Consider the following 21,621-nt stretch of genomic DNA (forward strand, 5'->3'; position numbering starts at 1 on the left):
AATTTTATTTGGCCTCTTTTTCTGTTTTATTTTCTCTTTTTATTTTTGCTTGTTCAATGCTTGCTTGTAATGTCTCCATAATATTAATGATGTTCGGAGCTGGAGAGATTGTTTCGGTTTTTTCCTGTTGTTCAATTTTGTTTTCGATTAGTTCGGTAAGGGCTTCTTTATACTCATCTGTATACATCTCTTGTTCAAAAGGATTTGTAAGATGGTGGATTAAATTGATTGCTGCTGTGAGTTCTTGTTTTTGAATCGGATAATTTTCGTTACTTGGTAAGTTAGGTGTATTTGTTATAGCGCGAATTTCATTAGGGTAGTGAATAGTTTGCAACATAAGACCATCTTCAAAGTTGCGGATAATAGCTAAATGTTGTTTTTTTCTAATGGAAATATGGATAAGACCAAGTTTATTCGTACGTTCAAGAGCTTCTTTTAATAATAAATATGATTTTTCATGTCCTGGGGTAGGTCCTATAAAATAAGAGCGATCATAGAGAACAGAATCAATTTCGTTATTTTGGACAAAAGATATAATACGAATGGATCGTGGTTCATGAGCTTGTTGTAATTCAGCTAATTCTTTTTCATCCATAATAATATATTTATGAGGTGCGTATTCATAGGCTTTTACAATATCGTTATCATCAATTTCTTCATCCGTACAATCGGGAGCGAACTTTTTATATTTAATAGGTGTTAAGCATTCTTTATGGAGACTTAAAAATTTTATGTCGTTTTCTTCTACGGCACTATATAGTTTGATGCCTATATTTAATAGTCCAAGTGAAAGTGCACCTTTCCATACAGTATGCAAATGAAACATCTCCTTTCGTTCAAAAATGATTATGTATATTATGAGATAGTAAGAAATTTCCTATACGTTTTTTGTTTTTTACGAAAGGGATTGGGATATAAAATATATTGACAAGCCCTCTGAAATATTTTAATGTGAGTGTATAAAATTGTGTATAAAGGGGAGTAACTTATTACAGTAAAGTCGTCATTACAGGGAGAAACCCTCGGCTTTATTGGCAACGTTTCGTTGTTAGTGAGACCTTTACCAGCAATGGTAAAGGCCCCTTTCTGTCTTTTTGAGGACCCTTACCATATTTGGTAGGGTCCTTTTCGTATACAAAGAGAGGAGATATAAAAATGAAAAAACTTATTAGTAGATTAAGAGTTGTATTTCATGTTCGCCGATTTGTTCCATTCCTATTTGACTTTTTTACTTCAAAAGAGGTTTCAATAAAGAAGAAAATTTTATCTGTTGCTTTTTTAGTTGGTTATGTTGCGATGCCGCTTGATTTAATTCCAGACTTCCTACCGTTTATCGGTATTTTAGATGATATTGGAATTGTGTTATTCATTTTGAACCGAATTGTAAAAATGGCGCCAGTTCAATTACAAGAAAAGCATAACGTAAACGTAGGATAGGAGTTAAAATATGGAGCAAATGATTTTAGATATAATCGAGTTTTTAAAGCAGTTTTCTTATTTTGGAGTTGTATTGGCTTTAACTTTCGAATTTATTCCGGCAGAAGTCGTTTTGCCTATGGTTGGGTATTGGGTATACGAGGGAGATATGAATTTTTGGCTAGCTGTATTAGCTGGAACACTTGGCGGAACGACAGGACCGTTAACGTTATACGCACTTGGTTATTATGGTGGTCGTCCGCTATTAATAAAATACGGAAAATACTTCTTTATTAAAGAAGAACAAATTCAAAAAGCAGATGACTTCTTTGAGAAATATGGACCAGTTGTAGCATTTGTGGGACGCTTTGTACCAGGAGTTCGAACACTTATCTCTGTTCCATGTGGCATGGCAAAAATGAACATATGGAAGTTTAGCATATATACATTTGTAGCAATGTTCCCGTTAACGACTTTATATGTCTATTTTGGAATGAAATTAGGTCCGCATTGGGCAAAAGCGGCGGATGTTGTTGGACAATATATGCTACCGATATTACTAGTCGTAGTTATTATTGTAGGTGGTATATTAATCTATAAATTTATGAAAAAAAGAAACAGAACGGAATCTATCTAGTCATTTGAATATTTTTTGAAAATAGATGAATCGTACAGGCAAAAGACTCTGAAGGACATACACATATAGGGAATAAAAAAAGAGAGAGGGGAAAACAACTATGTCTTGTGAGTGCTCAGGGGCTGCATTAACTTGTTGTCCAGATAAAAATTATGTACAAGATAAAGTGTGTAGTCCGTGGTCTGCTACTGTAGTTGCGACAGCAATCGATAATGTTCTTTATACAAATAATATTAACCAAAACGTAGTTGGTACTGGTTTTGTTAAATATGATGTTGGACCAGGCCCAATTACTGTAGAGGTGCTTGATTCAGCTGGTACTGTAATAGATACACAAACATTAAATCCAGGAACGAGTATCGGGTTTACGTATCGTCGTTTCGATATTATACAAGTCGTGTTACCTGCAACACCTGCTGGAACGTATCAGGGAGAATTTTGTATTACAACACGTTATCCACTTTCATAGCAGAATAGGAGAGGGTCGAAATGGGAATGAGAAGTTCCAGTTTGTCTTGTTGTTCTAATAAAACACTTGTGCAAGATCAAGTATGTACAGACTGGTCTATTACAGGTGCTGGTACTCAAATTGTATATACGAATAATATTACACAAGAAGTATATGGTTCAGGTTACGTGAAATATGATGTAGGGGCGGCTCCAATTACAGTTGATTTTTTAGTAGGCGCTACAGTAGTTGATACTGTTACTGTTCAACCGCAAAGTAGTGGTACTTTCACTGTACGATATTTTACGACTGTTCGAATTACTACGACAGGCACAACTGTTAATCAAGGAGAGTTTTGTATTACTGTACGTTATCCGATTTCATAAAAAAAGCATACCATTTCTGGTATGCTTTTTTTATGAAATTGGTATTTTAGAAGCGACGTGTAAATTCGCAACAGTACTTACCTTCTAAATATAATGAAGGACTACTTTCTATATTAATAATACTGACAGATTGTAAGTCTTTTCCTGTGTAAGATATTGTATTACCAGGAAAAACAGTGAAAATATTAGTTACTGTTCCAACGATTTGAATTGTAACCGCTTCTGTGCTGCTAGTACTATTATAAACCGAGACGGTACCTGATATAAGTAGTATTGCATCACTTTGCCACAGTATTATTGGCTGTGATTTATGTTTGGCAGAGGAAATAATGTTATTCGTTATAAGGAAATTTCCAGCAAATTCATTTGTTACTAGTTCGTAATTTGGATTTGGAGGAGAGGGCGGTGGACAGGGATTTGGGCAAATAATAGATAAAGGAGCGAAACAGCCAATATTTTTTTGTTTCTTCAATACAACCCCTCCTTTTAAGTTGTCTTTTACTATTATTAAATGTAGAAGCATGGCCGATGTGTTAAAAAAAGAAGGAAATGTTAAAAATTAAGATTGTCTAATAGGCTTAAACCTTAACTTATCATTAGTGTTATAGAAAAGATTATATGTAAATGGTCATAGGAAAAGAATGATTAGACTCTTTTAGACAAAAGGTGGTTGTATACAATAGTACGAGGAATGTTGGAGTTAATTTCTAATTAACTGTATATTTACAAAAATCTAATAAAGTTCATTTGTTATTTAAACGACATTAACATATATTAGATAAAATAGCCCTTGTAATGAATCAATTATTATGAGGAGGATTCACGTGGACAGAAATGCTTTAAGAAAAGTAAAAGGCCTTATTGGATTATTAATGGTTTTTGTATTAGCATTCGTATCATTTCCGTGGAGTACATCAGTCAAGGCGGAAGAGAAAAAGCAAGAAAAGGCATCAAGTGAGAAGAAGATAGTTTTTCCAGTTGTAAGTGATGTGCATATTAAAAATAGTGGAACGGATGATACGTTTCGCTGGAAAAGAGCGATTGAACAGTTTAATACATTAGCACCGAAACAAGATGCGTTTGTTATTGTAGGCGATTTCACAGATACAGGATCAGTGCAGCAATATGATCGTTTCATGCAAGTGTATAATGAAAATGCAAATAAAGATGCCGTGCGAATGAATTCTCTCGGTAACCATGATTATTGGAACGGTTTATCCGTAGAGGGTGCACAGAAGCGTTTCTTAGAAAAAACAGGTATGGAATCAATTTATTATCATAAAGTGGTAAAAGGTTATCACTTCCTTGTTATGTCTCCAGAGAATGGAACAACACATGGTTATTATTCGGACAAGCAAATTAATTGGTTAAAAGAAGAAATGGCAAAAGCACAAAAAGATGATCCAGAAAAACCGATTTTTGTATTTTTACATCAACATATTAAAGATACAGTGTACGGTAGTCAGGAATGGGGAACACAAGATAGCGTAAAAATTAATGCAGTGTTAAAAGAATATCCACAAGTTATTACGTTTTCAGGTCATTCACATTATCCGTTAGATGATCCGAGATCGATACATCAAAAAGACTTTACATCAGTTGGTACATCTTCAGTAAGTTATATGGAAGTTGAAGGTGGTAAAGTACAAGGGAATATCCCGCCAGGAGCTAGTACGTTAAGCCAAGGTTTATTAGTAGAAGTAGATGAAGAAGAAGTGACGATTAATCGCCGTGATTTCCATACGAATTCTTGGACAGGCGAGCCTTGGAAAATTAAATTACCAGCAAAGAAAGAAACATTTACACATGTAGAAGATCGTGATAAAGAAAAGCCTTACTTTGCTAAAGATGCAAAGCTTGCTGTATCAAATGTAACAGAAAATGCGGCAACAGTAACATTCCCGCAAGCATTGGACAACCTTCTTGTTCATTCGTATCGCGTACAAGCGAAGGATAAACAAACGGGAGAGATTAAAAACAAGTTATTAGCATTCTCAGAATTTTATCGTGATCCAGTGCCAAAAGATCTTACGTTAACGCTTGCTGGGTTAGATGGTGGGAAAACATATACACTTGAAATAGTGGCCATTGATTCATTCGGCAATGAAACCGCTCAGCCGTTAACAGCAGAAATTACTACAAAAAAAGATAATATTGACCCGAATGTGAAAGTACCGAAAGCGGATGTTTTTGATGTAAACTTTGGAGATGGTACATTTAAAGACAATTCACCATTTGGTACAAAAGGTGATGTGAAGGGCAATGTGGTTATTGAATATGATAAAGCATTGAAGAAGAATGCTATGAAGTTAAACGGAAAAGCAAATACATTTGGATACCTTCCATTTTCAGCAGCACAAAAAGAGAAAATAGCAAATACGTTTACGTTAGAAACTGTATTTTCAATGAATGAAATTCGCGGACAAGGTATTTTGCAAAATACAGAGAGCGGCGGAATTGGTTTTGAGTCTACAGGAAGTGGATATGTTGAATTATGGGCTCACATTGGCGGTAGCTACAAACGTGTTGGCGTTCAATTAGAAGCGAACAAAACGTATCATTTAACAGGGACATATAACGGAAGCGAAGTGGCAATTTACGTAGATGGTAAAAAAGTAAACAGTCAGTCAGCTCAAGGAAAAGTTTATAACCCGAACGTACCATTTGCATTTGGAGCGGATCCTGATAGTAACGGAAATGGTGGTATTCCGTTAAATGGACAAATCGCGTTAGCAAAATTATATAGTAAAGCTTTAAGTTCTTCAGAAGTATTAGCATCATACAATGAGTTTTCTAACCGTACGAAGTTAGAGCAAGTAAATGCGTTATTTGAAGAGCTTGGAAAAGTAAAAGAAGTGTTAGTTAGTACGTATGAATTTGGTGATAAGCCAGGTCAATATTCAAAGGAAGCCTTTCAAGAATTAGAGAAAAGCTATAACATTGCAAAGCAAGCATTTGAAAATGTAGGAAGTACTGGGGAACAAATTATTCAAACATATAACGAATTAAAATCAGCTAATGTAACATTTGTACAATCAAAAGTGGCAGAAGAACAACCAAAAACAACGAAAGAAAAATTACAGATCAATATTGAATCTGCAAAAGCAGTAGTGAAGAAAGCGCAAGCTGTAAATGTAACAGATGGTTCAGTGAAATCATTGCAACAAAAAATTACAGTTGCAGAAGCTGTATTACAAGATATGCAAGTAAAAGATGCACAGGTAGAAACGATGAATCGTACATTAGAGTATGCGATTTCACTTGTTGAAAAAAGTATGAACAAATAAGAGAGAAGAAAAGAAGCTTATCATGATAGGCTTCTTTTTTGTTATACTAAAAGTAGCATAGAAAGAAGGAGCGAATAATTTGGAACAGAAAAAGCTAAAAAGAATTCTTGAATATGTATGGATCGCGGTTGTGCTCCTTGTAGGATATTATTTATTAAAAGATAAAAGTATTTGGGTTTTATTCTTAATGACGTTTTTATTAGCAGGATTAGGAACGTTATTTATTAACTTCTTCTTTGATAGTTTGAATGCCTGGAAGAAGAAAAAGAAGGGGACGAAGTAAAGGAGGGAATATATGCAAAAGTGGAAGCTCATATATCAGGTGATTATTTTCTTAGTGCTTGTGGGTATTGGAATGGTCAAATACTCGACACCAATAGGAAATTGGGCATGGTTTACAGCTTGCATCGGCATATTTTTCATTTTACAATCGTTAACGAAAAAATATAATAGTACAGAAAGATAGCTCGCCGTTTTATCGGTGAGCTATTTTGTTATGCTTTTTTCTGTTCATCATCTGTTTTTTCGGTAGCTAAATGACTATGTTTCCTAGAGTAGAAGAAATAGAAGCATAAGCCGACTATAAGCCAAACTGCAAAGCTAATCCATGTTGTTTTAGACAAATTGATCATTAAATATAAGCAGCAAAGAATCGCGACAACTGGTAATACAGGTACGAAAGGTGTACGGAATCCACGTTTTAAGTCAGGGTGTGTTTTTCGTAAAATAAGTACTGCGCAGCAAACGAATGTAAAGGCTGTTAATGTGCCGATGTTTACTAAATTCGCTAGCAAATGTAAGTCTAAAAGGCCTGCTAATAAAGCGGCAACGACGCCAGTAATCCATGTATTTAATAAAGGAATTTTTACTCTTTTATTTACACGTGCTAACGCTTTTGGAAGTAGACCGTCACGGCTCATCGCATACGAAACGCGAACTTGTCCATACATCACGACTAGGAGGACGGTCGTCATTCCAGTCATCGCTCCAACAGCGAGTAGTCCTGCAATTGCATCTTCACCAACGAAGTGCAATGCAAATGCAACTGGATCAGAAACGTCTAATTGTGTATAAGGAACCATACCTGTTAAAACGAAAGATACAATCATATATAAAATAGTACAAATAAGAAGGGAACCAATAATACCAATTGGTAAATCACGCTGTGGTTTTTTCGTTTCTTCCGCAGCGGTTGCGATTGCATCAAAACCTAAAAAGGCGAAAAACACAGTGGCAGCACCAGTAATAATACCGTCGTATCCGAATGGAATGAACGGTGTCCAGTTTTCAGGTTTTACATATTTTACGCCTGCTACGATAAAAGCGATAATAACTGCTAGCTTGATAAGAACCATAATATTATTAATGCGAGCGCTTTCGCGTATACCGAAGCTTAAAAGACAGGTAATGATTAGTAAAATACAAACAGCGGGTAAATCGATGAGGCCACCTTTTCCTACGCCAGGGGCCGAGGCGATTATGGCGGGCAGGTGTATATTGAAACCTTGTAGTAATGATTGTAAATAACCAGACCAACCGACAGCTACTGCTGCAACGGCAAGTAAATATTCGAGCATTAAACACCATCCGACGATGAAGGCGACGACTTCTCCGACTGTCATGTATGCGTAAGTATACACACTTCCTGAGACAGGAATAGAAGAAGCAAATTCAGCATAACAAAAGGCTACACAAGCACAAGTAAATGCAGCAATAAGGAATGATAGCATAATACCAGGACCAGAATGTTTTGCTGCAACAATACCTGTTAATACAAAGATCCCTGTCCCAATTACGGCGCCGATTCCTAAAAACGTTAAATCGAGTGCAGTTAATGTTCTATCTAGTTGCTTTGGTGACTCAGTACTAAGCGCTTTTTTTCGTAATAATGACTTCACTTTGGACTCTCTCCCCCCGTTTTTTCATTTCCATAACTGCGACTATAGTATGAGCCCATTAAAAAAGAGTAAGTAAGTGGAGGTGCAGTTATGGTATGTAGTTTTTTAAAATTGCTGGATTAATTTTAATATAATTCAGAATATTTTGTCAAATAAAAATATGACAAATAAAATGCGGATCAATAGGGGAAACTACTTGCAGAAATGGACGGGGTTAACGCCCCACTGATTAAAGTTAAAGTAGGAGCAGATGCTATGTTATTTTATTTTGAACTTGTCGTCATTTTACTTTGTACGAAATTAGCTGGTGATATTAGTGTGAGACTTGGTCAGCCTTCTGTACTTGGTAAGTTAATTGTTGGTATTATTATTGGTCCGGCTGTACTCGGTATTATTAATAGTTCTGAACTGATTGATGAACTGAGTGAGATTGGTGTTTTGTTACTTATGTTTATGGCGGGACTTGAAACGGATTTAGAAGAGTTAAATCGGAATTTGAAATCTTCATTTGCAGTAGCGGCTGGTGGAATTATTTTTCCTTTCATCGGTGGTTATGTAACAGGGTTGCTGTTTGGATTAATACAGTCCCATGCCATTTTTTTAGGGTTATTACTTTGCGCAACATCGGTTAGTATTACGGTGCAGACGCTACGTGATCTAGGAAAAATGAATACGAGAGAAAGTACAACAATTTTAGGTGCTGCCGTATTTGATGATGTCATTGTCGTTATTTTATTGGCATTTGTAATGAGTTTTTTAGGAACACAAGATGTGAATATAACACTTGTCATTGTAAAGAAAATTATTTTCTTTGTAAGTATTGTTTTTATTGCTTGGAAAGTCGTTCCTTGGATTATGAAAATGCTTGTACCGCTTCGTGTAACAGAAGCGTTAATTAGCGCGGCTCTTATTATTTGCTTTTCTTTTTCTTATTACAGTGAAATGATGGGAATTGCAGGTATTATTGGAGCGTTTGCGGCAGGAATTGCTATTTCTCAAACAGAGTATAAGCATGAGGTGGAACATAAAATTGAACCGATTGCTTATGCAATATTTGTTCCAGTATTCTTCGTAAGTATCGGAATGGAAATTACATTTCAAGGCATTGGAAGCCAGCTTTGGTTCATTATTATTATGACTCTCATTGCAATTTTCACAAAGTTAATCGGATCAGGTTTAGGAGCGAGACTGACAGGATTTAATCTCCAATCTTCTATTAGTATTGGTGCGGGGATGGTATCACGTGGTGAAGTAGCGCTTATCATCGCAGCAAATGGACTTACGGCGAATTTATTAGCGAAAGAAAATTTCACAGCGATTGTTATTGTTGTTATATTGACGACGATTATTACACCGCCACTTTTGAAGAAATATTTTGTATAGAGAGGAAGGGCTTATCTGATGTAGGTAAGCTCTTTTTTTATTCCTAAAAGCAACGATCATATAGCATGAAGGGTTTGTAATTATGGTAAAATCTATGTATGTGATATGACAAGGAGAGGGAAGTGTGAAGATTACGAAGGAGAAGGTTATCGGTGTAATCGTACTTATTGCAGTATGTATACCATTTACTGCATGGAAAGAATCAAAAGTGAACGATTTTCCGGTTTCTATTTTTTCGGAAGAAGCAGATGGTGAGTACGATCAGAAGTTGAAATATACTGCTTTTTTACCTGATGTTGCGATTTGGATGAACGGTTGGGAAAAGAAGTGGACAGAAGGGGAAAGAACTGTTTATCAAAAAGGGAATCGCATTGTAAATGTGTTTCATCCTCCTGGCGATGATGGTTTTTACCTTATTGAAGCAAGAGAAAATAAGTGAACGCAACCGTAAGAAGTGGAGGTTAAATAGTGAAAGCTTCAACATTACTATTTAAAATTGAAAGTAATATGGATCAATTTTCACCAGCTGAAAAGAAGGTTGCCATGTACATAATGGAGAATGCAGAGATTGTACCGAATTTAACGACGAAAGAAGTGTCAACGAATGCAGGCGCAAGTGAAGCGAGTGTCGTTCGCTTTTGTAAATCGATTGGAATCGGAAGTTTTAAAGCATTTAAGATAGCACTCGTTCGTGAATTAACGATTGCTGATTATAATATTAACGATTTTTCAGTGATGAATACAGAAGATGGACCGTATGATTTATTTAATAAAGTTACTTATGTGAATAAAGCTGCAATTGAGGCGAGCGTGACGGCGATAGATAAAAAAGAACTTGAAAAAGCTGCAGATCGTATTGTAAATGCCGATAAAATTATCTTTTATGGAGTAGGCGGATCAGCTACTCCGGCGATGGACGGAGCTTATAAATTTACAAGGCTTGGATTTACAGCGATGATGCTATCTGATTTTCATATGATGTTGCCGCTTGTGACGAATTTAAAAGAAGGCGATATATTTGTTGCGATTTCAACATCTGGTCGAACGAAAGATGTGCTTGAAATGGCGCAGTATGCAAAGAGACAAGGTGCAACTGTTATTGGAATTACGAAACTAGATCAATCATCACCGTTATATAAAGAAGCGGATATTCGCCTTTGTATGCCAGATGTAGAACAAGATCATCGTATTGCGAGTATTGCTTCGAGAATGACGCAATTGAATATGATCGATGCTTTATATGTGATTACTTTCAATCGAATTGGTAATAAAGTATTGAATCAATTTATGGAGACGCGAGAAGAAGCGTTGCGGTTACGGAAGTTAAAGTAGAAGAAAAGATGAGGAGACTCATCTTTTTTTATCCCGCTATTTGCCGTGCAGTAAGACCCTCACTTCAAAATTCAGCGGAAGCAAAGAAAGTTAGGTGGGGAGCAACTGCCCGTTAATGCTCGATTGGTGCGGGCTAATAATCAGTGGGGATGAACAAAACCCCCACTGATTAAAGTTTCACTTTATGATCTTTGACAAAAATATGTCATGTCGTGAAATTTTATTTCATAAAATAAGAAAGAGTCATTGATTTTTAGTTTCTTAAAGTTATAATAAAAGTGTGAAATATAATTTCAAAGAGGGTGGCAATATGTTAGAAAATTTATCGACAGAACATCGTAATGAGAAAACAATGAATTTGGATGAGATGAGCATAAAAGAAGTGTTGCAAAGTATGAATGAAGAAGATCGAACTGTTGCGTTAGCAGTTGAAAAAGAGATAGAACAAATTGAAAAGGTTGTACAGACTGTTATTAAATCTTTTGAAGAAGAGGGACGTTTAATTTACATTGGTGCTGGTACGAGTGGTCGTTTAGGTATTCTAGATGCAGTGGAATGTCCGCCGACATTTGGCACGGATGATAAAATGGTGCAAGGATTTATAGCAGGTGGATTGAAAGCGTTTACTAAAGCAGTGGAAGGTGCTGAAGATCGCGAAGAGTTAGCAAAAGAAGATTTAAAAAGTATTGGATTAAATGAGAAAGATACAGTGATTGGAATTGCTGCAAGTGGCAGAACTCCTTACGTAATTGGCGGCTTGAAATACGCACAGAGCGTGGGAGCGAGTACAGCGAGTATTTCTTGTAATAAAAATGCTGAAATAAGTAAATATGCAAAGTTAAATGTGGAAGTAGAGACAGGTGCAGAAATATTAACAGGATCAACGCGTTTAAAAGCTGGTACAGCACAAAAATTAGTGTTGAATATGATTTCAACAGCTTCGATGATTGGTGTAGGAAAAGTATATAAAAACTTAATGGTAGATGTTCAATCCACAAATGAAAAGTTAGTAGAACGATCAAAACGAATTATTGTGGAAGCAACAGGCGCTAGTTATGAAGTAGCGGCAGAGTATTATGAAAAGGCAGAACGTAACGTAAAAGCTGCCATTGTTATGGTGTTGTTGCAGTGCGAATATGGGGAAGCACTGGAGAAACTAAAATGCGCAAAAGGGTTTGTGAAGAAAGCACTATAAAATAATAGGGAGGGGGATTCTATTATGAAGAAAGAAGAGAGAATGGCCAAGGAAATTTCGGAGCAACTTGGAGGAATAAAAAATATTCGTAGTATTGCTCATTGTATGACGAGACTACGATTAACGCTTCATGATGAAAGTAAAGTAAATATGGACCTTTTAAAAAAAGTTGAAGGCGTTATGGGTGTTATAGAAGATGAGACGCTTCAAGTTGTCGTTGGTCCAGGAACAGTAAATAAAGTAGCAGCTGAAATGGAAGGTTTGACAGGACTACGAATTGGTGAGGTAGCAGATCATCACCTTGAAGATATTGGGCAAGAGATGAAATCAGAGATTAAGAAGAAAAATAATACACCGGTGAAAAACTTTTTACGAAAAATAGGAAGTATTTTCATCCCATTAATTCCGGGGCTTGTTGCGTCAGGAATTATAAACGGGGTTGCTAACTTTGCGAAAAACGCTGGTGCTGATCCAAATGCAACGTGGTTACAAATGTTACTACTCATTGGCGGCGGTATCTTTACATTCTTAGGAATTTTAGTTGGTTGGAATACAGCGAAAGAGTTCGGCGGGACACCAGTTCTTGGGGCAATTGCTGGTATTTTAATTTTCAATCCGGCGATGGCAAACGTAAAATTGTTTGGTGAAGCATTAGTGCCCGGACGGGGCGGATTGTTCGCAGTTATTTTTGCAGCATGGCTTATGGTTGTAGTGGAAAGACAAGTTCGAAAAGCAGTGCCGAATGCAGTTGATATAATCGTGACACCACTCATTACTGTATTAGTTGTAAGTATCGTAACGATGTTAGCAATTCAGCCATTAGCAGGTTTCTTATCAGATGGTATTACGAGCGGAATTAATGCTATTTTAAATATTGGCGGAGCATTTGCTGGCGCAGTACTTGCGGGAACATTTTTACCTCTCGTTATGGTCGGATTGCATCACGGTTTAACACCAATTCATATGGAATTTATTAATCAAACACACGTAACACCTTTATTACCAGTACTAGCAATGGCTGGTGCTGGCCAAGTGGGCGCAGCAATTGCGATTTATGTGAAAACAAAAAACAAACGACTTCGAAATGTAATTAAAGGTGGATTGCCAGTTGGCTTTTTAGGAATTGGTGAGCCGTTATTATACGGGGTTACATTACCACTTGGGAAACCGTTTATTACTGCTTGTTTAGGAGCGGCTGTCGGTGGTGCATTCCAAGCAGTTATGCAAACGGCTTCACTTGGAATTGGCGTATCAGGGCTATCTTTAATTCCGTTAATTGCTGACAATAAATATTTACTATATTTCTTAGGTTTAGTAATTGCATATGCTTTCGGATTTATCTTTACGTACTTCTTCGGATTTAAAGAAGAAATGGCAGAAAACATATAGAGAAAGGGATTCCTTTCTCTTTTTCTATTAATAGAAAGGGAGATTTATATGATCGGAGTTTCCATTTATCTTTCAAAAGAACGAGTAGAGAAACAAGAAGAGTGGTTAAAAGTAGCGAAGGAAAATGGGTTTACATCTATTTTTACATCACTGCACATTCCAGAAGATGATCCAAATACGTATAAAGAGTTAATTCAAATATTAGGGAAACAAGCTCTTGCACATGAAATGGAGCTAATGGTTGATGTTTCTCCAAAATCGTTACACCATTTAGGGCTAACATATGAAAATGTGGAAGAGTTATTGAACTGGGGCATTACCGGTTTAAGAATGGATTACGGCATTGCGCCAAAAGAAATTGCAAGCGTATCTCATAAGATGAAAGTAGCTTTAAATGCGAGTACGATTACAAAATCATTTTGGAAAGAATTACTTGCAGAACATATAAGAGTAGAGAATGTAGAAGCATGGCATAATTTTTACCCGCGCCCAGAGACAGGACTAGCAAAGTCCTTCTTGCAAAAACAAAATCAATATTTACAGAAGTGCGGAATAAAGACGATGGCATTTATTCCAGGAGATGTGGAAAAACGTGGTCCGTTATATGAGGGGTTACCAACGTTAGAAAAACATCGCAATATGCGCCCACTTGAAGCGTACTTAGAACTTGTTCAAGATTGTGGTGTTGATAAAGTATTGATTGGAGATATAAGCGCAAGTTTAAAAAGTATGCAAGAAGTAGCTAGTGCAAGTAGAGGGATTATTCCATTGCGTTACAAATCATTTATAACTGATAAAGAAGTATTAAAAGTGGTAGAGCAAGTGCATACAAATAGACTAGATCCGGCTCGTGATGTTATTCGATCTGTAGAATCAAGAGAAGGAAATAGAGTGGTGATAAAGCCGATGCATACAATTGTAAGAAAGAAAGGGAGTATTACAATTGATAATGAATTGTATGGTAGATATGCAGGGGAGATGCAAGTTGCCATAAATGATTTATCTGTAGATGAGAAAGTGAATGTTGTTGGAATGGTTGTGGAAGAGGACGTTTCTTTGCTACCTTATATTGGCGCTGGAAAAATGTTTCAACTTTTTCTATCCGATAGAATAAAAGCTTGAATTAGCGCTATTTTGTAAGAAAACATTATCCGTAAAACGGATAATGTTTTTTGTTTTCTTTAAAAAAGTATTTGACGAATGAAATAAAATACCGTATTGTTTTGACTTGTAAATAAAAGTTCACCATAACAAAACAAAAAGGAGAGTTCAAAATGAATCAATATATTGGGAATTTAATTATTCGTATCGTGTTAGGAGTTACGTTCTTTGCACATGGTTTAGCAAAGTTTCAATCAGGTATCGATAATGTAGCAGGATGGTTTACAAGCATCGGTTTACCAGGTGGCCTTGCATACGGCGTAGCAACAGTTGAATTAGTTGGTGGTATATTATTAATTATCGGTTTAGGTGTACGATATGTAGGATTGTTATTCGCTCTTATTTTAGCTGGGGCTATCGTAAAGGTAAATGGAGCAGCAGGTTTATTAGGAGATGGAAAGAATCCAGGATATGAATTAGATCTTGCATTATTATCAATGGGTGCGTATTTATTCGTAGTAAAAGCAGAAGGATATGTAGATCGTTTCTTAAAAGAGAAAGTAATGAAAACGAAGTAAATTTTATTTATAAATGTTGACTTGAAGAAATATTGTAACTATAATGATTACAACTAATGGATTAAGAGTAAAACAATTTAAATATTTTTTTACACAAGATGTAACTATAAAAGTTACATCTTGTGTAAAAATAAATAAACGGGAGGAAGTAATATGCCTAAATCAAATTTAGAAATTATTAAAAGCACGTATGAAGGATCAGCTTCTTCAAATGCAAAGCATTTAGCAGAAGCCCTCTCTGAAAAAGTGGAATGGACAGAGGCAGAAGGTTTTCCGTACGGCGGAACATATAAAGGCGTAGAAGCTATAATGGAAAATGTATTTAGCCGTTTAGGATCAGAATGGGATGATTATAAAGCAAGTGTAAATACATATCATGAAGTAAGCGGAAAAGATGTAATTATTGCTGAAGGTATGTATTCAGGAGTTTATAAAGAAACGGGAAAATCATTTGAAGCAGAATTTGTCCATGTATGGCAACTGGAGAACGGAAAAATCGTGAAGTTTAAGCAGTATGTAGATAGTTATATTGTTAAGGAAGCAATGAAGAGCTAATGCTTTTTAAATGGATCGTAGGTATATGCATTACAATTATAGTAATTTTCTCGTCTATAGTTGGCGGAATGAAATTGCTTGCATATGTAGAAAAAGAAAATAAAAATATTCAAACCGAGCGAGCGACAAACGAAAAAGAGAAAAAAGCTGCAGAAGAAGCTCCGCAAATTAGTGAAGGTGAAATTATTTCTACTATGCATAAAATGGTGCACCAAAAGGTAAAATCCTCTGAAAAATGGGGATTTGTAGAGATGACAAAAAAGGAAATTTCTAATGTAAAAAGAGATATTGAAAATGGTACAGGTTTTCAATATAAAATGAAGTTATTTTCTATTATAAATAGATGGGAAAAAGGAGATTTTTCTCAAACTGTTGAGGAGCATAACTTTTTATGGAGCCTTCAAGGTGGAGATACTGGCAAGGCGACGGAACGTTTATCGCCAGAAGAGGAAAAGCAGTATATAAAAGAAATGAAGAGAAAATAAAAACATCGCCAACCCAGATGACGATGTTTTTTCATTAAGAATGTTTTCGCATTAAAGGTCTAGTTGGCTGAACGGCAACAGTTTTGAAATGAGAAAATAAATAACATCCTGTTACAACGACAATTGTCCCTAAAATTTGTATCCACGTTAATTCTTCTCCGAGGAATATGAATGCTAAAATGGCTGTGAAAATTGGATTGAAGTTTAGAAAAATACCTGATGTAGTTGCGCCTAATTTTTGTACGCCAATATTCCAAAATACCATACAAAGAACTGTCGAAATAAGCCCAGTATATAAAAGTGATGTGATGAAAGAAGTATTTATATTTGAAACAGTGAAGCTACCTATGTTAAACGGTAGTAATAAAATAACGCCGAAAATACCAGAGTACAACGTTGCCATAAGTGGTGTAGTTGTTTTTGTTGCCCATTTACTACAAACAGAATAGATTCCCCAAATACAAACTGCTGCAATCATCCATAAATCACCGCTATTAAAATATAGTGAAAATAAAAGCGAGAAATCACCTTTTAATAGGACGAGGATGACCCCGAAGAATGAAAGAATCATGGATAGGATTTGAAGTGTATTTACTTTTTCTTTTAGAAATAATACTGAAAATAATGCGATTGAAATTGCATTCAATGTAGAGATAAGACCTACATTCGTAGCGGATGTTTTTTCTAATGCTAAAAATTGAAAGATGTTAAAAAGAGCGACTCCTGAAATTCCCATCAATATTAACGGAAGTATTGCGGTACGTGGTGGAAGGATTTTCTTTTCTTTAAACCATACCATTGGTAATAAACAAACAATCGCAATCAGCCACCTTAAACTTGTCAGTGTCATCGGTGATGCATGATCGACGAGTGATTTTCCAACGACGAAATTTCCTCCCCATAATAAGCTCGTTAGTAATAGTAAAAAGACGTAAAAATAAGGCATGATAAAATCCCCTTTTTTGTAATCAATACTAATTGTAAATAATTTTAGCATTTTTCTTTATTATGTAATATATTCTTTTGTATAATGGTGAAAACTCGATAAAATATTTAGTTTAAAATGATATTTACAGAAAAATATTCAGTTTTATATAAATTATAAGTTGTTTTTTCGAATAATCATCGGTAAGAAAAAAGGAGGAATTGTAATGGAGTCGTCTGTTATTAAAGTGTTGGATGATTTGGATGTACAAATTTTAGATATATTGCAGAAGGATTCACAAGTAAGTAATGCAGAGCTGGCACGTCGCGTTAATTTATCACCGGCTGCGATGCATGCAAGAATAAAAAGGTTAGATGGGGAAGGTTTCATCGATAAGCAAGTTGCGATTTTAAATCAAGAAAAGCTTGGGTTTGATTTATTATGCTTTATTTTTATGAGTACGAATATTCATCAATTTGACAAGTTAGAAGTGTTGGAGAAAGAATTAGAATCGATGCCGGAAGTGTTAGAATGTCACTGTTTAACAGGAGAGTACGATTATTTATTAAAGGTTGCAAATCGTGATCGTAAAGAACTAGAGCAGTTTATTAGAAAGCTGAATAAGCTTGGTATTACACGTATACAGACGAGTTTGGCACTTCGTGAAATTAAATATTCAACAGTATTGCCGATACGAGATGAGGAACCGAGCATCGATTAGATTGCTTGGTTTTTTGGTTGTATAAAGTGATTGACGAGGAGAAAAGAGAGCTGTATTATTATATAAAATTATGAATTAAAATTCATTTAAAGTTATAAATATTAATATCGAGGGCAAGGGGATGTAATATGAAAATCTGTAATGCGGTGACGAGTGATGTGAAAGAAATTTATAGTCTTATTGAGGTTTATGCAAAAGAGGGAGTTGTTTTACCACGTTCTCTTTTGTCTCTTTATCAATATTTGCAATGTTTATATGTTATGAAAGAAGACGAGAGAATTGTTGGAGTTGCTGGATTGCATGTATTAGGAGAAGATCTTGCAGAAATACGATCGTTAGTAGTTTCGCATACATATGCAGGGAAAGGGATAGGGCGTATGCTCGTAAATCATGTAATGGAGGAAGCTACGAAAATAAATGTAAGAAGAGTAATTTCCTTAACATATGAAACAGTATTTTTTCAAAAGTGTGGATTTGATTTTATAAATAAAGAAGCGTTGCCAGAGAAAGTATGGATTGATTGTAGACATTGTCCAAAGGTGGATTATTGTGATGAAGTGGCGATGGTGCGGTATGTTGGATGAAAAATTTATAGGGAAAAAGTTCCCACTATTATTTACATATATAGTGGGAATATATATTTCCATAAGAAATGGACAGGTTATTAAGAATTTGAATTCTTTTGTCTCACGGCAAAATTATAAAGTGGATCTTTAAGTTCATAGTTATACGTTAAACCGTCGACAATTCCTACAACTTTATCATTATCATAAAGGTCGAGCATAAATTGTGCCATTTGTTTTGCAGTGTGGAATTTTGGTACAACATTATCGTATTGGAATTCATCAATATCAAATGAACGCTTCGCAAATTCTGTTTCAGTTGCAGCAGGAGCTAAAACTTTTGCTTGCAGTTTTGCGCCTTGTTCTTTCAGTTCGTGAGACAGCCCTTCTGTAAAGGCACTTACATAGAATTTCGTAGCGCAATACGTAACAGCATCAGCAACAATCGTGTATCCGCCGCCCGATGAAACGTTAATAAGCTGTGTTCCATCAACCATTGAATAATCTCGAACGAAAAGAGAAGAGAGTATTGTTAGTGCTTCTATATTGACATGCAACATCGTCTCGATTTTATTTAAATTTTGTTCGGCAATTGAGGCGAAATTACCAAAACCTGCGTTATTAATCCACGTTTCAATTTGAAAAGCTTGTAGGCTTTCATAAAGTTTATAAACATCTTCAGTAACAGATAAATCAGTTCGTCGAATGACAACATCCAACTCCGGATGCATTTCGTTAATTTTCAATTTTAATCCATCTAATTCTTCTTGTCTTCGAGCTACAAGTACTAAATTTTTCCCGCGAGATGCAAATGCTAAAGCTGCTTCATAACCAATTCCGGAACTTGCACCAGTAATAACCGTATATTTCATATAAAATCCCCCTAAATTCAAATTCATTTATGGTTAGATTGTATTTGTTAGAGTATACTCTAAGTCAAATGTTTTTTATAAATTTGATACGGTCATAAAATATATGAGGGTAAGCATGTGGAGGGAGTTTTAGTATGTACACAATTAGTGAGGTGGCAAAATTATTAGGAGTGAGCACACATACACTACGTTATTATGAAAAGGAAAATATATTAATTGCAAATCGTGATACAAATGGAAATCGACTTTACGAAGAGTCACATATAAAGTGGTTGCAGTTTGTAATGAAATTAAAACAAACGCAAATGCCAATAGCGAAGATAAGAGAATACGCTAGATTATATACAGAAGGGGAGCATACAACAGGAGCTCGTTTACAGCTCCTAGAAGATCATAGGAAATCTATTCAGATTCAAAGAGAAAACTTAGAGGTTACAGAGAAGATGCTTGAGAATAAAATTATTGCATACAAGGCCTCTTTGGAAAATAAATAGAAAACAAAATCCGCTCCTTAGTTATAGGATAAATATGGATTTGATCTCATAGTGTGTTGGCAAATAAAAAAGAGCAGCTAGCAAAAGCTAACTGCTCCATTCAAGGGATCTCTCCAAGGGGGAGTGGAGAAAATATTATGTTACTAGCATTATTGACAGATTATTAGGAAATATACAAATCGGATGAAAGAAATTTTAAATAAACTTTCGGCATTGACAATTTTTAAAATGTTCATGTACAATACATATGAATGACATTCAGTCATTTTTTATGTGGCAGGATGCATTTAGCTTAGAAATGGAACAAATACAATGGTAAATGAGGATGATAGTTGTTTTTATATAGTATTGATGAAAGAGTATATTTTTTTAAAACAAAAAATGACTGATAGTCAGTCATAAGAGGTGAGAGGTATGAAAAATAGAGCTTGGTTATATGTCATATTAACATGTATCTTTGAAATTTTTTGGGTGTTTGGTTTTAATACGGCTAATACTTGGTGGCATTGGATTATTATTTTAGGAGTTATCGCTGTTGATTTTCACTTCCTTTCTAAAGCGTGTGAACATCTTGCAACAGGAACAGTATATGCTATTTTCGCTGGAGCTGGTACGGTAGGTACTTTCTTAATGGATGTATTTCTTTTCGGTGGAAGTTTCAGCGCAGGCAAACTATTCTTCATTCTTATGGTAGTAACCGGCGTTATCGGTTTAAAGTTAGCTGACAATAAAGAAGAAACTGTGGAAGGAGTTGCTTAAAAATGGGTTGGTTTTTCGTATTTTGTGCTGCAATTAGTGAAATAGTCGGTGTGATAGGACTTAAAATGTATAGTAAAGATAAGACATTAGCCAATGGTGCGATTTATATAGGTGGGTTTGCTACATCCTTCGCATTTTTGTATACTTCCTTCTTATTTTTACAAGTAAGTGTCGCGTATGCGGTTTGGATTGGTATCGGAACAGCAGGTGCAGTTTTGTTAAACATGTTCTTGTTTGGTGAGTCGAAAAGTAAAGCGCGTATCATTAGTGTGTTTCTTATTGTATGTGGAGTGACAGGATTAAAGGCACTTTCTTAAAGATATATTGTATTTTTATCTCCTAATTGTTTATTAGGAGATTTTATTATAAAAAAATGATTTCCTCTTAGAGTTCACTATCATTGACAGTACAATCGATTATCTTATAAAATGAGTGACAGTCATTCAATATGCGTGTGAAAGGGTTTAGATGATGAATAAAAAAGAGAAAATTGTCTATGCAGCTATTGAAGTGTTTCAGGAAAAGGGCGTCGAAAAAACGAAGATTTCTGATATCGTGAAATTAGCTGGCATTGCGCAAGGAACTTTCTATTTATATTTTCCTTCTAAGTTATCTGTTATGCCTGCAATAGCAGAAGTGATGGTTGAAAAGATGATACTTGCAGTGAAAGAAAAAGTGCAAAACGATGCGCCTTTCTCAAGTAAAGTGACGCAAGTAATAGATGCGGTGTTTCACTTTATAGCTGAATATCGTGAAATACAAGCTTTAATGTATGCTGGTCTTGCATCTACAGAACATATAAAAGAATGGGAAGCTGTGTATGAGCCTCTTTATATGTGGCTAAGTGAATTTTTAAATGAGGCAAAAGAAGCCGGTGAAATTCGTGATTCGGTTCACGCAGAGCGAACAGCGAAGTTATTTATCGCTCTAGTTGAATCAGCAGCGGAACAAGTGTATTTATATGATCATAAAGATGATGAGCAAGTGGATTTGCAAAAGGCAGAAGTACTAGATTTTTTAACACATGCACTACATATAAAGAAATAGTGAGATGAACCTGTCTGAAAAGGTAGGTTCATTTTTGAGGAAAACTGAATGATAGTCATTCACCTGATATTTATGTATGTGTGGAAGGATAGAGTGAAATTCTAATGAGTGGAGGCATCTTCACTCATTACTAGCCCACAAATAGCAGGA

Annotated in this window: 27 protein-coding genes; 22 read left to right on the top strand and 5 right to left on the bottom strand. The window is 35.4% G+C overall.

The features are described 5' to 3' along the window. Window positions 1-4: 4 nt before the first annotated feature. On the bottom strand, window positions 5-817 hold the full coding sequence (gene ku, locus MKY21_RS04180; RefSeq protein WP_016117205.1) for a non-homologous end joining protein Ku: 813 nt from the start codon (window positions 815-817) through the stop codon (window positions 5-7). 338 nt (window positions 818-1,155) lie between these two features. On the opposite strand from ku, the gene MKY21_RS04185 reads away from it, so the two are divergent. The 4 genes from MKY21_RS04185 (at window position 1,156) to MKY21_RS04200 (ending at window position 2,887) form a co-directional block, all read left to right on the top strand. Beyond that, window positions 1,156-1,437, top strand: coding sequence for a YkvA family protein (locus MKY21_RS04185; protein ID WP_000733852.1), 282 nt, complete (start codon window positions 1,156-1,158; stop codon window positions 1,435-1,437). Window positions 1,438-1,447: 10 nt separating this feature from the next. Next, complete coding sequence (locus tag MKY21_RS04190; RefSeq protein WP_016117207.1) at window positions 1,448-2,053, top strand: DedA family protein; 606 nt, start codon at window positions 1,448-1,450, stop codon at window positions 2,051-2,053. Between the two features lie 100 nt (window positions 2,054-2,153). After that, window positions 2,154-2,522 (top strand): DUF3992 domain-containing protein, encoded by a 369-nt coding sequence (locus MKY21_RS04195; protein ID WP_016117208.1) that lies wholly within the window; start codon window positions 2,154-2,156, stop codon window positions 2,520-2,522. A gap of 20 nt (window positions 2,523-2,542) precedes the next feature. Beyond that, window positions 2,543-2,887 (top strand): DUF3992 domain-containing protein, encoded by a 345-nt coding sequence (locus MKY21_RS04200; RefSeq protein ID WP_000525813.1) that lies wholly within the window; start codon window positions 2,543-2,545, stop codon window positions 2,885-2,887. A gap of 46 nt (window positions 2,888-2,933) precedes the next feature. Here the strand turns inward: MKY21_RS04200 and MKY21_RS04205 are convergent, their stop codons facing one another. Then, entirely contained in the window at window positions 2,934-3,359 is a 426-nt protein-coding gene (locus MKY21_RS04205; protein WP_016117209.1) for an S-Ena type endospore appendage, read from the bottom strand. A gap of 352 nt (window positions 3,360-3,711) precedes the next feature. Here MKY21_RS04205 and MKY21_RS04210 point away from each other — a divergent pair, with 352 nt between their 5' ends. The 3 genes from MKY21_RS04210 to MKY21_RS04220 all read left to right on the top strand — a co-directional run bounded on the left by MKY21_RS04210 (window position 3,712) and on the right by MKY21_RS04220 (window position 6,640). Beyond that, complete coding sequence (locus MKY21_RS04210) at window positions 3,712-6,174, top strand: LamG-like jellyroll fold domain-containing protein (protein WP_137074716.1); 2,463 nt, start codon at window positions 3,712-3,714, stop codon at window positions 6,172-6,174. A gap of 79 nt (window positions 6,175-6,253) precedes the next feature. Then, window positions 6,254-6,457: a hypothetical protein gene (locus MKY21_RS04215; RefSeq protein WP_000435800.1), complete on the top strand. Its 204-nt coding sequence runs from the start codon at window positions 6,254-6,256 to the stop codon at window positions 6,455-6,457. A 12-nt stretch (window positions 6,458-6,469) separates the two neighbouring features. After that, window positions 6,470-6,640, top strand: coding sequence for a hypothetical protein (locus MKY21_RS04220; protein WP_001174854.1), 171 nt, complete (start codon window positions 6,470-6,472; stop codon window positions 6,638-6,640). Between the two features lie 28 nt (window positions 6,641-6,668). Here the strand turns inward: MKY21_RS04220 and MKY21_RS04225 are convergent, their stop codons facing one another. Then, entirely contained in the window at window positions 6,669-8,072 is a 1,404-nt protein-coding gene (locus tag MKY21_RS04225) for an amino acid permease (protein ID WP_341075510.1), read from the bottom strand. A 204-nt stretch (window positions 8,073-8,276) separates the two neighbouring features. Between MKY21_RS04225 and MKY21_RS04230 the strand changes: the two genes are divergently transcribed. The 9 genes from MKY21_RS04230 to MKY21_RS04270 all read left to right on the top strand — a co-directional run bounded on the left by MKY21_RS04230 (window position 8,277) and on the right by MKY21_RS04270 (window position 16,090). Beyond that, a complete protein-coding gene (locus MKY21_RS04230; protein WP_000349228.1) occupies window positions 8,277-9,455 on the top strand; it encodes a cation:proton antiporter in 1,179 nt (392 codons plus the stop codon). 124 nt (window positions 9,456-9,579) lie between these two features. Then, a complete protein-coding gene (locus MKY21_RS04235) occupies window positions 9,580-9,894 on the top strand; it encodes an outer surface protein (RefSeq protein WP_088351128.1) in 315 nt (104 codons plus the stop codon). A 29-nt stretch (window positions 9,895-9,923) separates the two neighbouring features. After that, window positions 9,924-10,787 carry a MurR/RpiR family transcriptional regulator gene (locus tag MKY21_RS04240; protein WP_000648164.1) on the top strand — a complete coding sequence of 288 codons (864 nt, stop codon included), beginning with the start codon at window positions 9,924-9,926 and terminating at the stop codon, window positions 10,785-10,787. A 310-nt stretch (window positions 10,788-11,097) separates the two neighbouring features. After that, window positions 11,098-11,982 carry an N-acetylmuramic acid 6-phosphate etherase gene (gene murQ / locus MKY21_RS04245; RefSeq protein WP_341075516.1) on the top strand — a complete coding sequence of 295 codons (885 nt, stop codon included), beginning with the start codon at window positions 11,098-11,100 and terminating at the stop codon, window positions 11,980-11,982. A 24-nt stretch (window positions 11,983-12,006) separates the two neighbouring features. Beyond that, window positions 12,007-13,371, top strand: coding sequence for a PTS transporter subunit EIIC (locus MKY21_RS04250; RefSeq protein WP_000711293.1), 1,365 nt, complete (start codon window positions 12,007-12,009; stop codon window positions 13,369-13,371). Window positions 13,372-13,419: 48 nt separating this feature from the next. Then, window positions 13,420-14,493 carry a DUF871 domain-containing protein gene (locus MKY21_RS04255; RefSeq protein ID WP_341075520.1) on the top strand — a complete coding sequence of 358 codons (1,074 nt, stop codon included), beginning with the start codon at window positions 13,420-13,422 and terminating at the stop codon, window positions 14,491-14,493. 152 nt (window positions 14,494-14,645) lie between these two features. After that, window positions 14,646-15,050 carry a DoxX family protein gene (locus MKY21_RS04260; RefSeq protein WP_001077751.1) on the top strand — a complete coding sequence of 135 codons (405 nt, stop codon included), beginning with the start codon at window positions 14,646-14,648 and terminating at the stop codon, window positions 15,048-15,050. A gap of 153 nt (window positions 15,051-15,203) precedes the next feature. Beyond that, window positions 15,204-15,605 carry a nuclear transport factor 2 family protein gene (locus MKY21_RS04265; protein ID WP_086424000.1) on the top strand — a complete coding sequence of 134 codons (402 nt, stop codon included), beginning with the start codon at window positions 15,204-15,206 and terminating at the stop codon, window positions 15,603-15,605. Continuing rightward, entirely contained in the window at window positions 15,605-16,090 is a 486-nt protein-coding gene (locus MKY21_RS04270) for a PRK06770 family protein (protein ID WP_000897984.1), read from the top strand. Before MKY21_RS04265 ends, MKY21_RS04270 begins: the two co-directional genes overlap by 1 nt. Window positions 16,091-16,124: 34 nt before the next feature. Here the strand turns inward: MKY21_RS04270 and MKY21_RS04275 are convergent, their stop codons facing one another. Continuing rightward, window positions 16,125-17,036, bottom strand: a complete 912-nt coding sequence (locus MKY21_RS04275) for a DMT family transporter (protein ID WP_001146266.1) — start codon at window positions 17,034-17,036, stop codon at window positions 16,125-16,127. Window positions 17,037-17,241: 205 nt separating this feature from the next. Here MKY21_RS04275 and MKY21_RS04280 point away from each other — a divergent pair, with 205 nt between their 5' ends. Both MKY21_RS04280 and MKY21_RS04285 read left to right on the top strand, forming a co-directional pair. After that, entirely contained in the window at window positions 17,242-17,736 is a 495-nt protein-coding gene (locus MKY21_RS04280) for an Lrp/AsnC family transcriptional regulator (RefSeq protein ID WP_000446088.1), read from the top strand. 128 nt (window positions 17,737-17,864) lie between these two features. Next, a complete protein-coding gene (locus MKY21_RS04285; RefSeq protein ID WP_000686663.1) occupies window positions 17,865-18,320 on the top strand; it encodes an N-acetyltransferase in 456 nt (151 codons plus the stop codon). 80 nt (window positions 18,321-18,400) lie between these two features. Here the strand turns inward: MKY21_RS04285 and MKY21_RS04290 are convergent, their stop codons facing one another. Next, window positions 18,401-19,171: an SDR family NAD(P)-dependent oxidoreductase gene (locus MKY21_RS04290; protein ID WP_044796343.1), complete on the bottom strand. Its 771-nt coding sequence runs from the start codon at window positions 19,169-19,171 to the stop codon at window positions 18,401-18,403. A gap of 134 nt (window positions 19,172-19,305) precedes the next feature. Here MKY21_RS04290 and MKY21_RS04295 point away from each other — a divergent pair, with 134 nt between their 5' ends. The 4 genes from MKY21_RS04295 to MKY21_RS04310 all read left to right on the top strand — a co-directional run bounded on the left by MKY21_RS04295 (window position 19,306) and on the right by MKY21_RS04310 (window position 21,471). Further along, window positions 19,306-19,665 carry a MerR family transcriptional regulator gene (locus MKY21_RS04295; RefSeq protein WP_044796344.1) on the top strand — a complete coding sequence of 120 codons (360 nt, stop codon included), beginning with the start codon at window positions 19,306-19,308 and terminating at the stop codon, window positions 19,663-19,665. 414 nt (window positions 19,666-20,079) lie between these two features. Further along, window positions 20,080-20,424, top strand: coding sequence for a DMT family transporter (locus MKY21_RS04300; RefSeq protein WP_109140915.1), 345 nt, complete (start codon window positions 20,080-20,082; stop codon window positions 20,422-20,424). Between the two features lie 2 nt (window positions 20,425-20,426). Continuing rightward, window positions 20,427-20,741: a DMT family transporter gene (locus tag MKY21_RS04305; RefSeq protein ID WP_000539671.1), complete on the top strand. Its 315-nt coding sequence runs from the start codon at window positions 20,427-20,429 to the stop codon at window positions 20,739-20,741. 151 nt (window positions 20,742-20,892) lie between these two features. Continuing rightward, window positions 20,893-21,471 (top strand): TetR family transcriptional regulator, encoded by a 579-nt coding sequence (locus MKY21_RS04310; RefSeq protein WP_001999151.1) that lies wholly within the window; start codon window positions 20,893-20,895, stop codon window positions 21,469-21,471. The last annotated feature ends 150 nt before the right edge of the window (window positions 21,472-21,621 follow it).

Source organism: Bacillus sp. FSL R9-9497 (assembly GCF_038005805.1).
Classification (GTDB): Bacteria; Bacillota; Bacilli; order Bacillales; family Bacillaceae_G; genus Bacillus_A; species Bacillus_A cereus.

What these genes read in the sequence shown, in the direction of transcription:
- MKY21_RS04285 (WP_000686663.1), top strand. Translation starts at nt 17,865, where the DNA reads ATGAAAATCTGTAATGCGGTGACGAGTGATGTGAAAGAAATTTATAGT.
- MKY21_RS04305 (WP_000539671.1), top strand. Translation starts at nt 20,427, where the DNA reads ATGGGTTGGTTTTTCGTATTTTGTGCTGCAATTAGTGAAATAGTCGGT.
- MKY21_RS04190 (WP_016117207.1), top strand. Translation starts at nt 1,448, where the DNA reads ATGGAGCAAATGATTTTAGATATAATCGAGTTTTTAAAGCAGTTTTCT.
- MKY21_RS04230 (WP_000349228.1), top strand. Translation starts at nt 8,277, where the DNA reads ATGGACGGGGTTAACGCCCCACTGATTAAAGTTAAAGTAGGAGCAGAT.
- MKY21_RS04255 (WP_341075520.1), top strand. Translation starts at nt 13,420, where the DNA reads ATGATCGGAGTTTCCATTTATCTTTCAAAAGAACGAGTAGAGAAACAA.
- MKY21_RS04260 (WP_001077751.1), top strand. Translation starts at nt 14,646, where the DNA reads ATGAATCAATATATTGGGAATTTAATTATTCGTATCGTGTTAGGAGTT.
- MKY21_RS04185 (WP_000733852.1), top strand. Translation starts at nt 1,156, where the DNA reads ATGAAAAAACTTATTAGTAGATTAAGAGTTGTATTTCATGTTCGCCGA.
- MKY21_RS04280 (WP_000446088.1), top strand. Translation starts at nt 17,242, where the DNA reads ATGGAGTCGTCTGTTATTAAAGTGTTGGATGATTTGGATGTACAAATT.
- murQ (WP_341075516.1), top strand. Translation starts at nt 11,098, where the DNA reads ATGTTAGAAAATTTATCGACAGAACATCGTAATGAGAAAACAATGAAT.
- MKY21_RS04270 (WP_000897984.1), top strand. Translation starts at nt 15,605, where the DNA reads ATGCTTTTTAAATGGATCGTAGGTATATGCATTACAATTATAGTAATT.
- MKY21_RS04250 (WP_000711293.1), top strand. Translation starts at nt 12,007, where the DNA reads ATGAAGAAAGAAGAGAGAATGGCCAAGGAAATTTCGGAGCAACTTGGA.
- MKY21_RS04300 (WP_109140915.1), top strand. Translation starts at nt 20,080, where the DNA reads ATGAAAAATAGAGCTTGGTTATATGTCATATTAACATGTATCTTTGAA.
- MKY21_RS04195 (WP_016117208.1), top strand. Translation starts at nt 2,154, where the DNA reads ATGTCTTGTGAGTGCTCAGGGGCTGCATTAACTTGTTGTCCAGATAAA.
- MKY21_RS04310 (WP_001999151.1), top strand. Translation starts at nt 20,893, where the DNA reads ATGATGAATAAAAAAGAGAAAATTGTCTATGCAGCTATTGAAGTGTTT.
- MKY21_RS04265 (WP_086424000.1), top strand. Translation starts at nt 15,204, where the DNA reads ATGCCTAAATCAAATTTAGAAATTATTAAAAGCACGTATGAAGGATCA.
- MKY21_RS04275 (WP_001146266.1), bottom strand. Translation starts at nt 17,036, where the DNA reads ATGCCTTATTTTTACGTCTTTTTACTATTACTAACGAGCTTATTATGG.
- MKY21_RS04290 (WP_044796343.1), bottom strand. Translation starts at nt 19,171, where the DNA reads ATGAAATATACGGTTATTACTGGTGCAAGTTCCGGAATTGGTTATGAA.
- MKY21_RS04200 (WP_000525813.1), top strand. Translation starts at nt 2,543, where the DNA reads ATGGGAATGAGAAGTTCCAGTTTGTCTTGTTGTTCTAATAAAACACTT.
- MKY21_RS04295 (WP_044796344.1), top strand. Translation starts at nt 19,306, where the DNA reads ATGTACACAATTAGTGAGGTGGCAAAATTATTAGGAGTGAGCACACAT.
- MKY21_RS04220 (WP_001174854.1), top strand. Translation starts at nt 6,470, where the DNA reads ATGCAAAAGTGGAAGCTCATATATCAGGTGATTATTTTCTTAGTGCTT.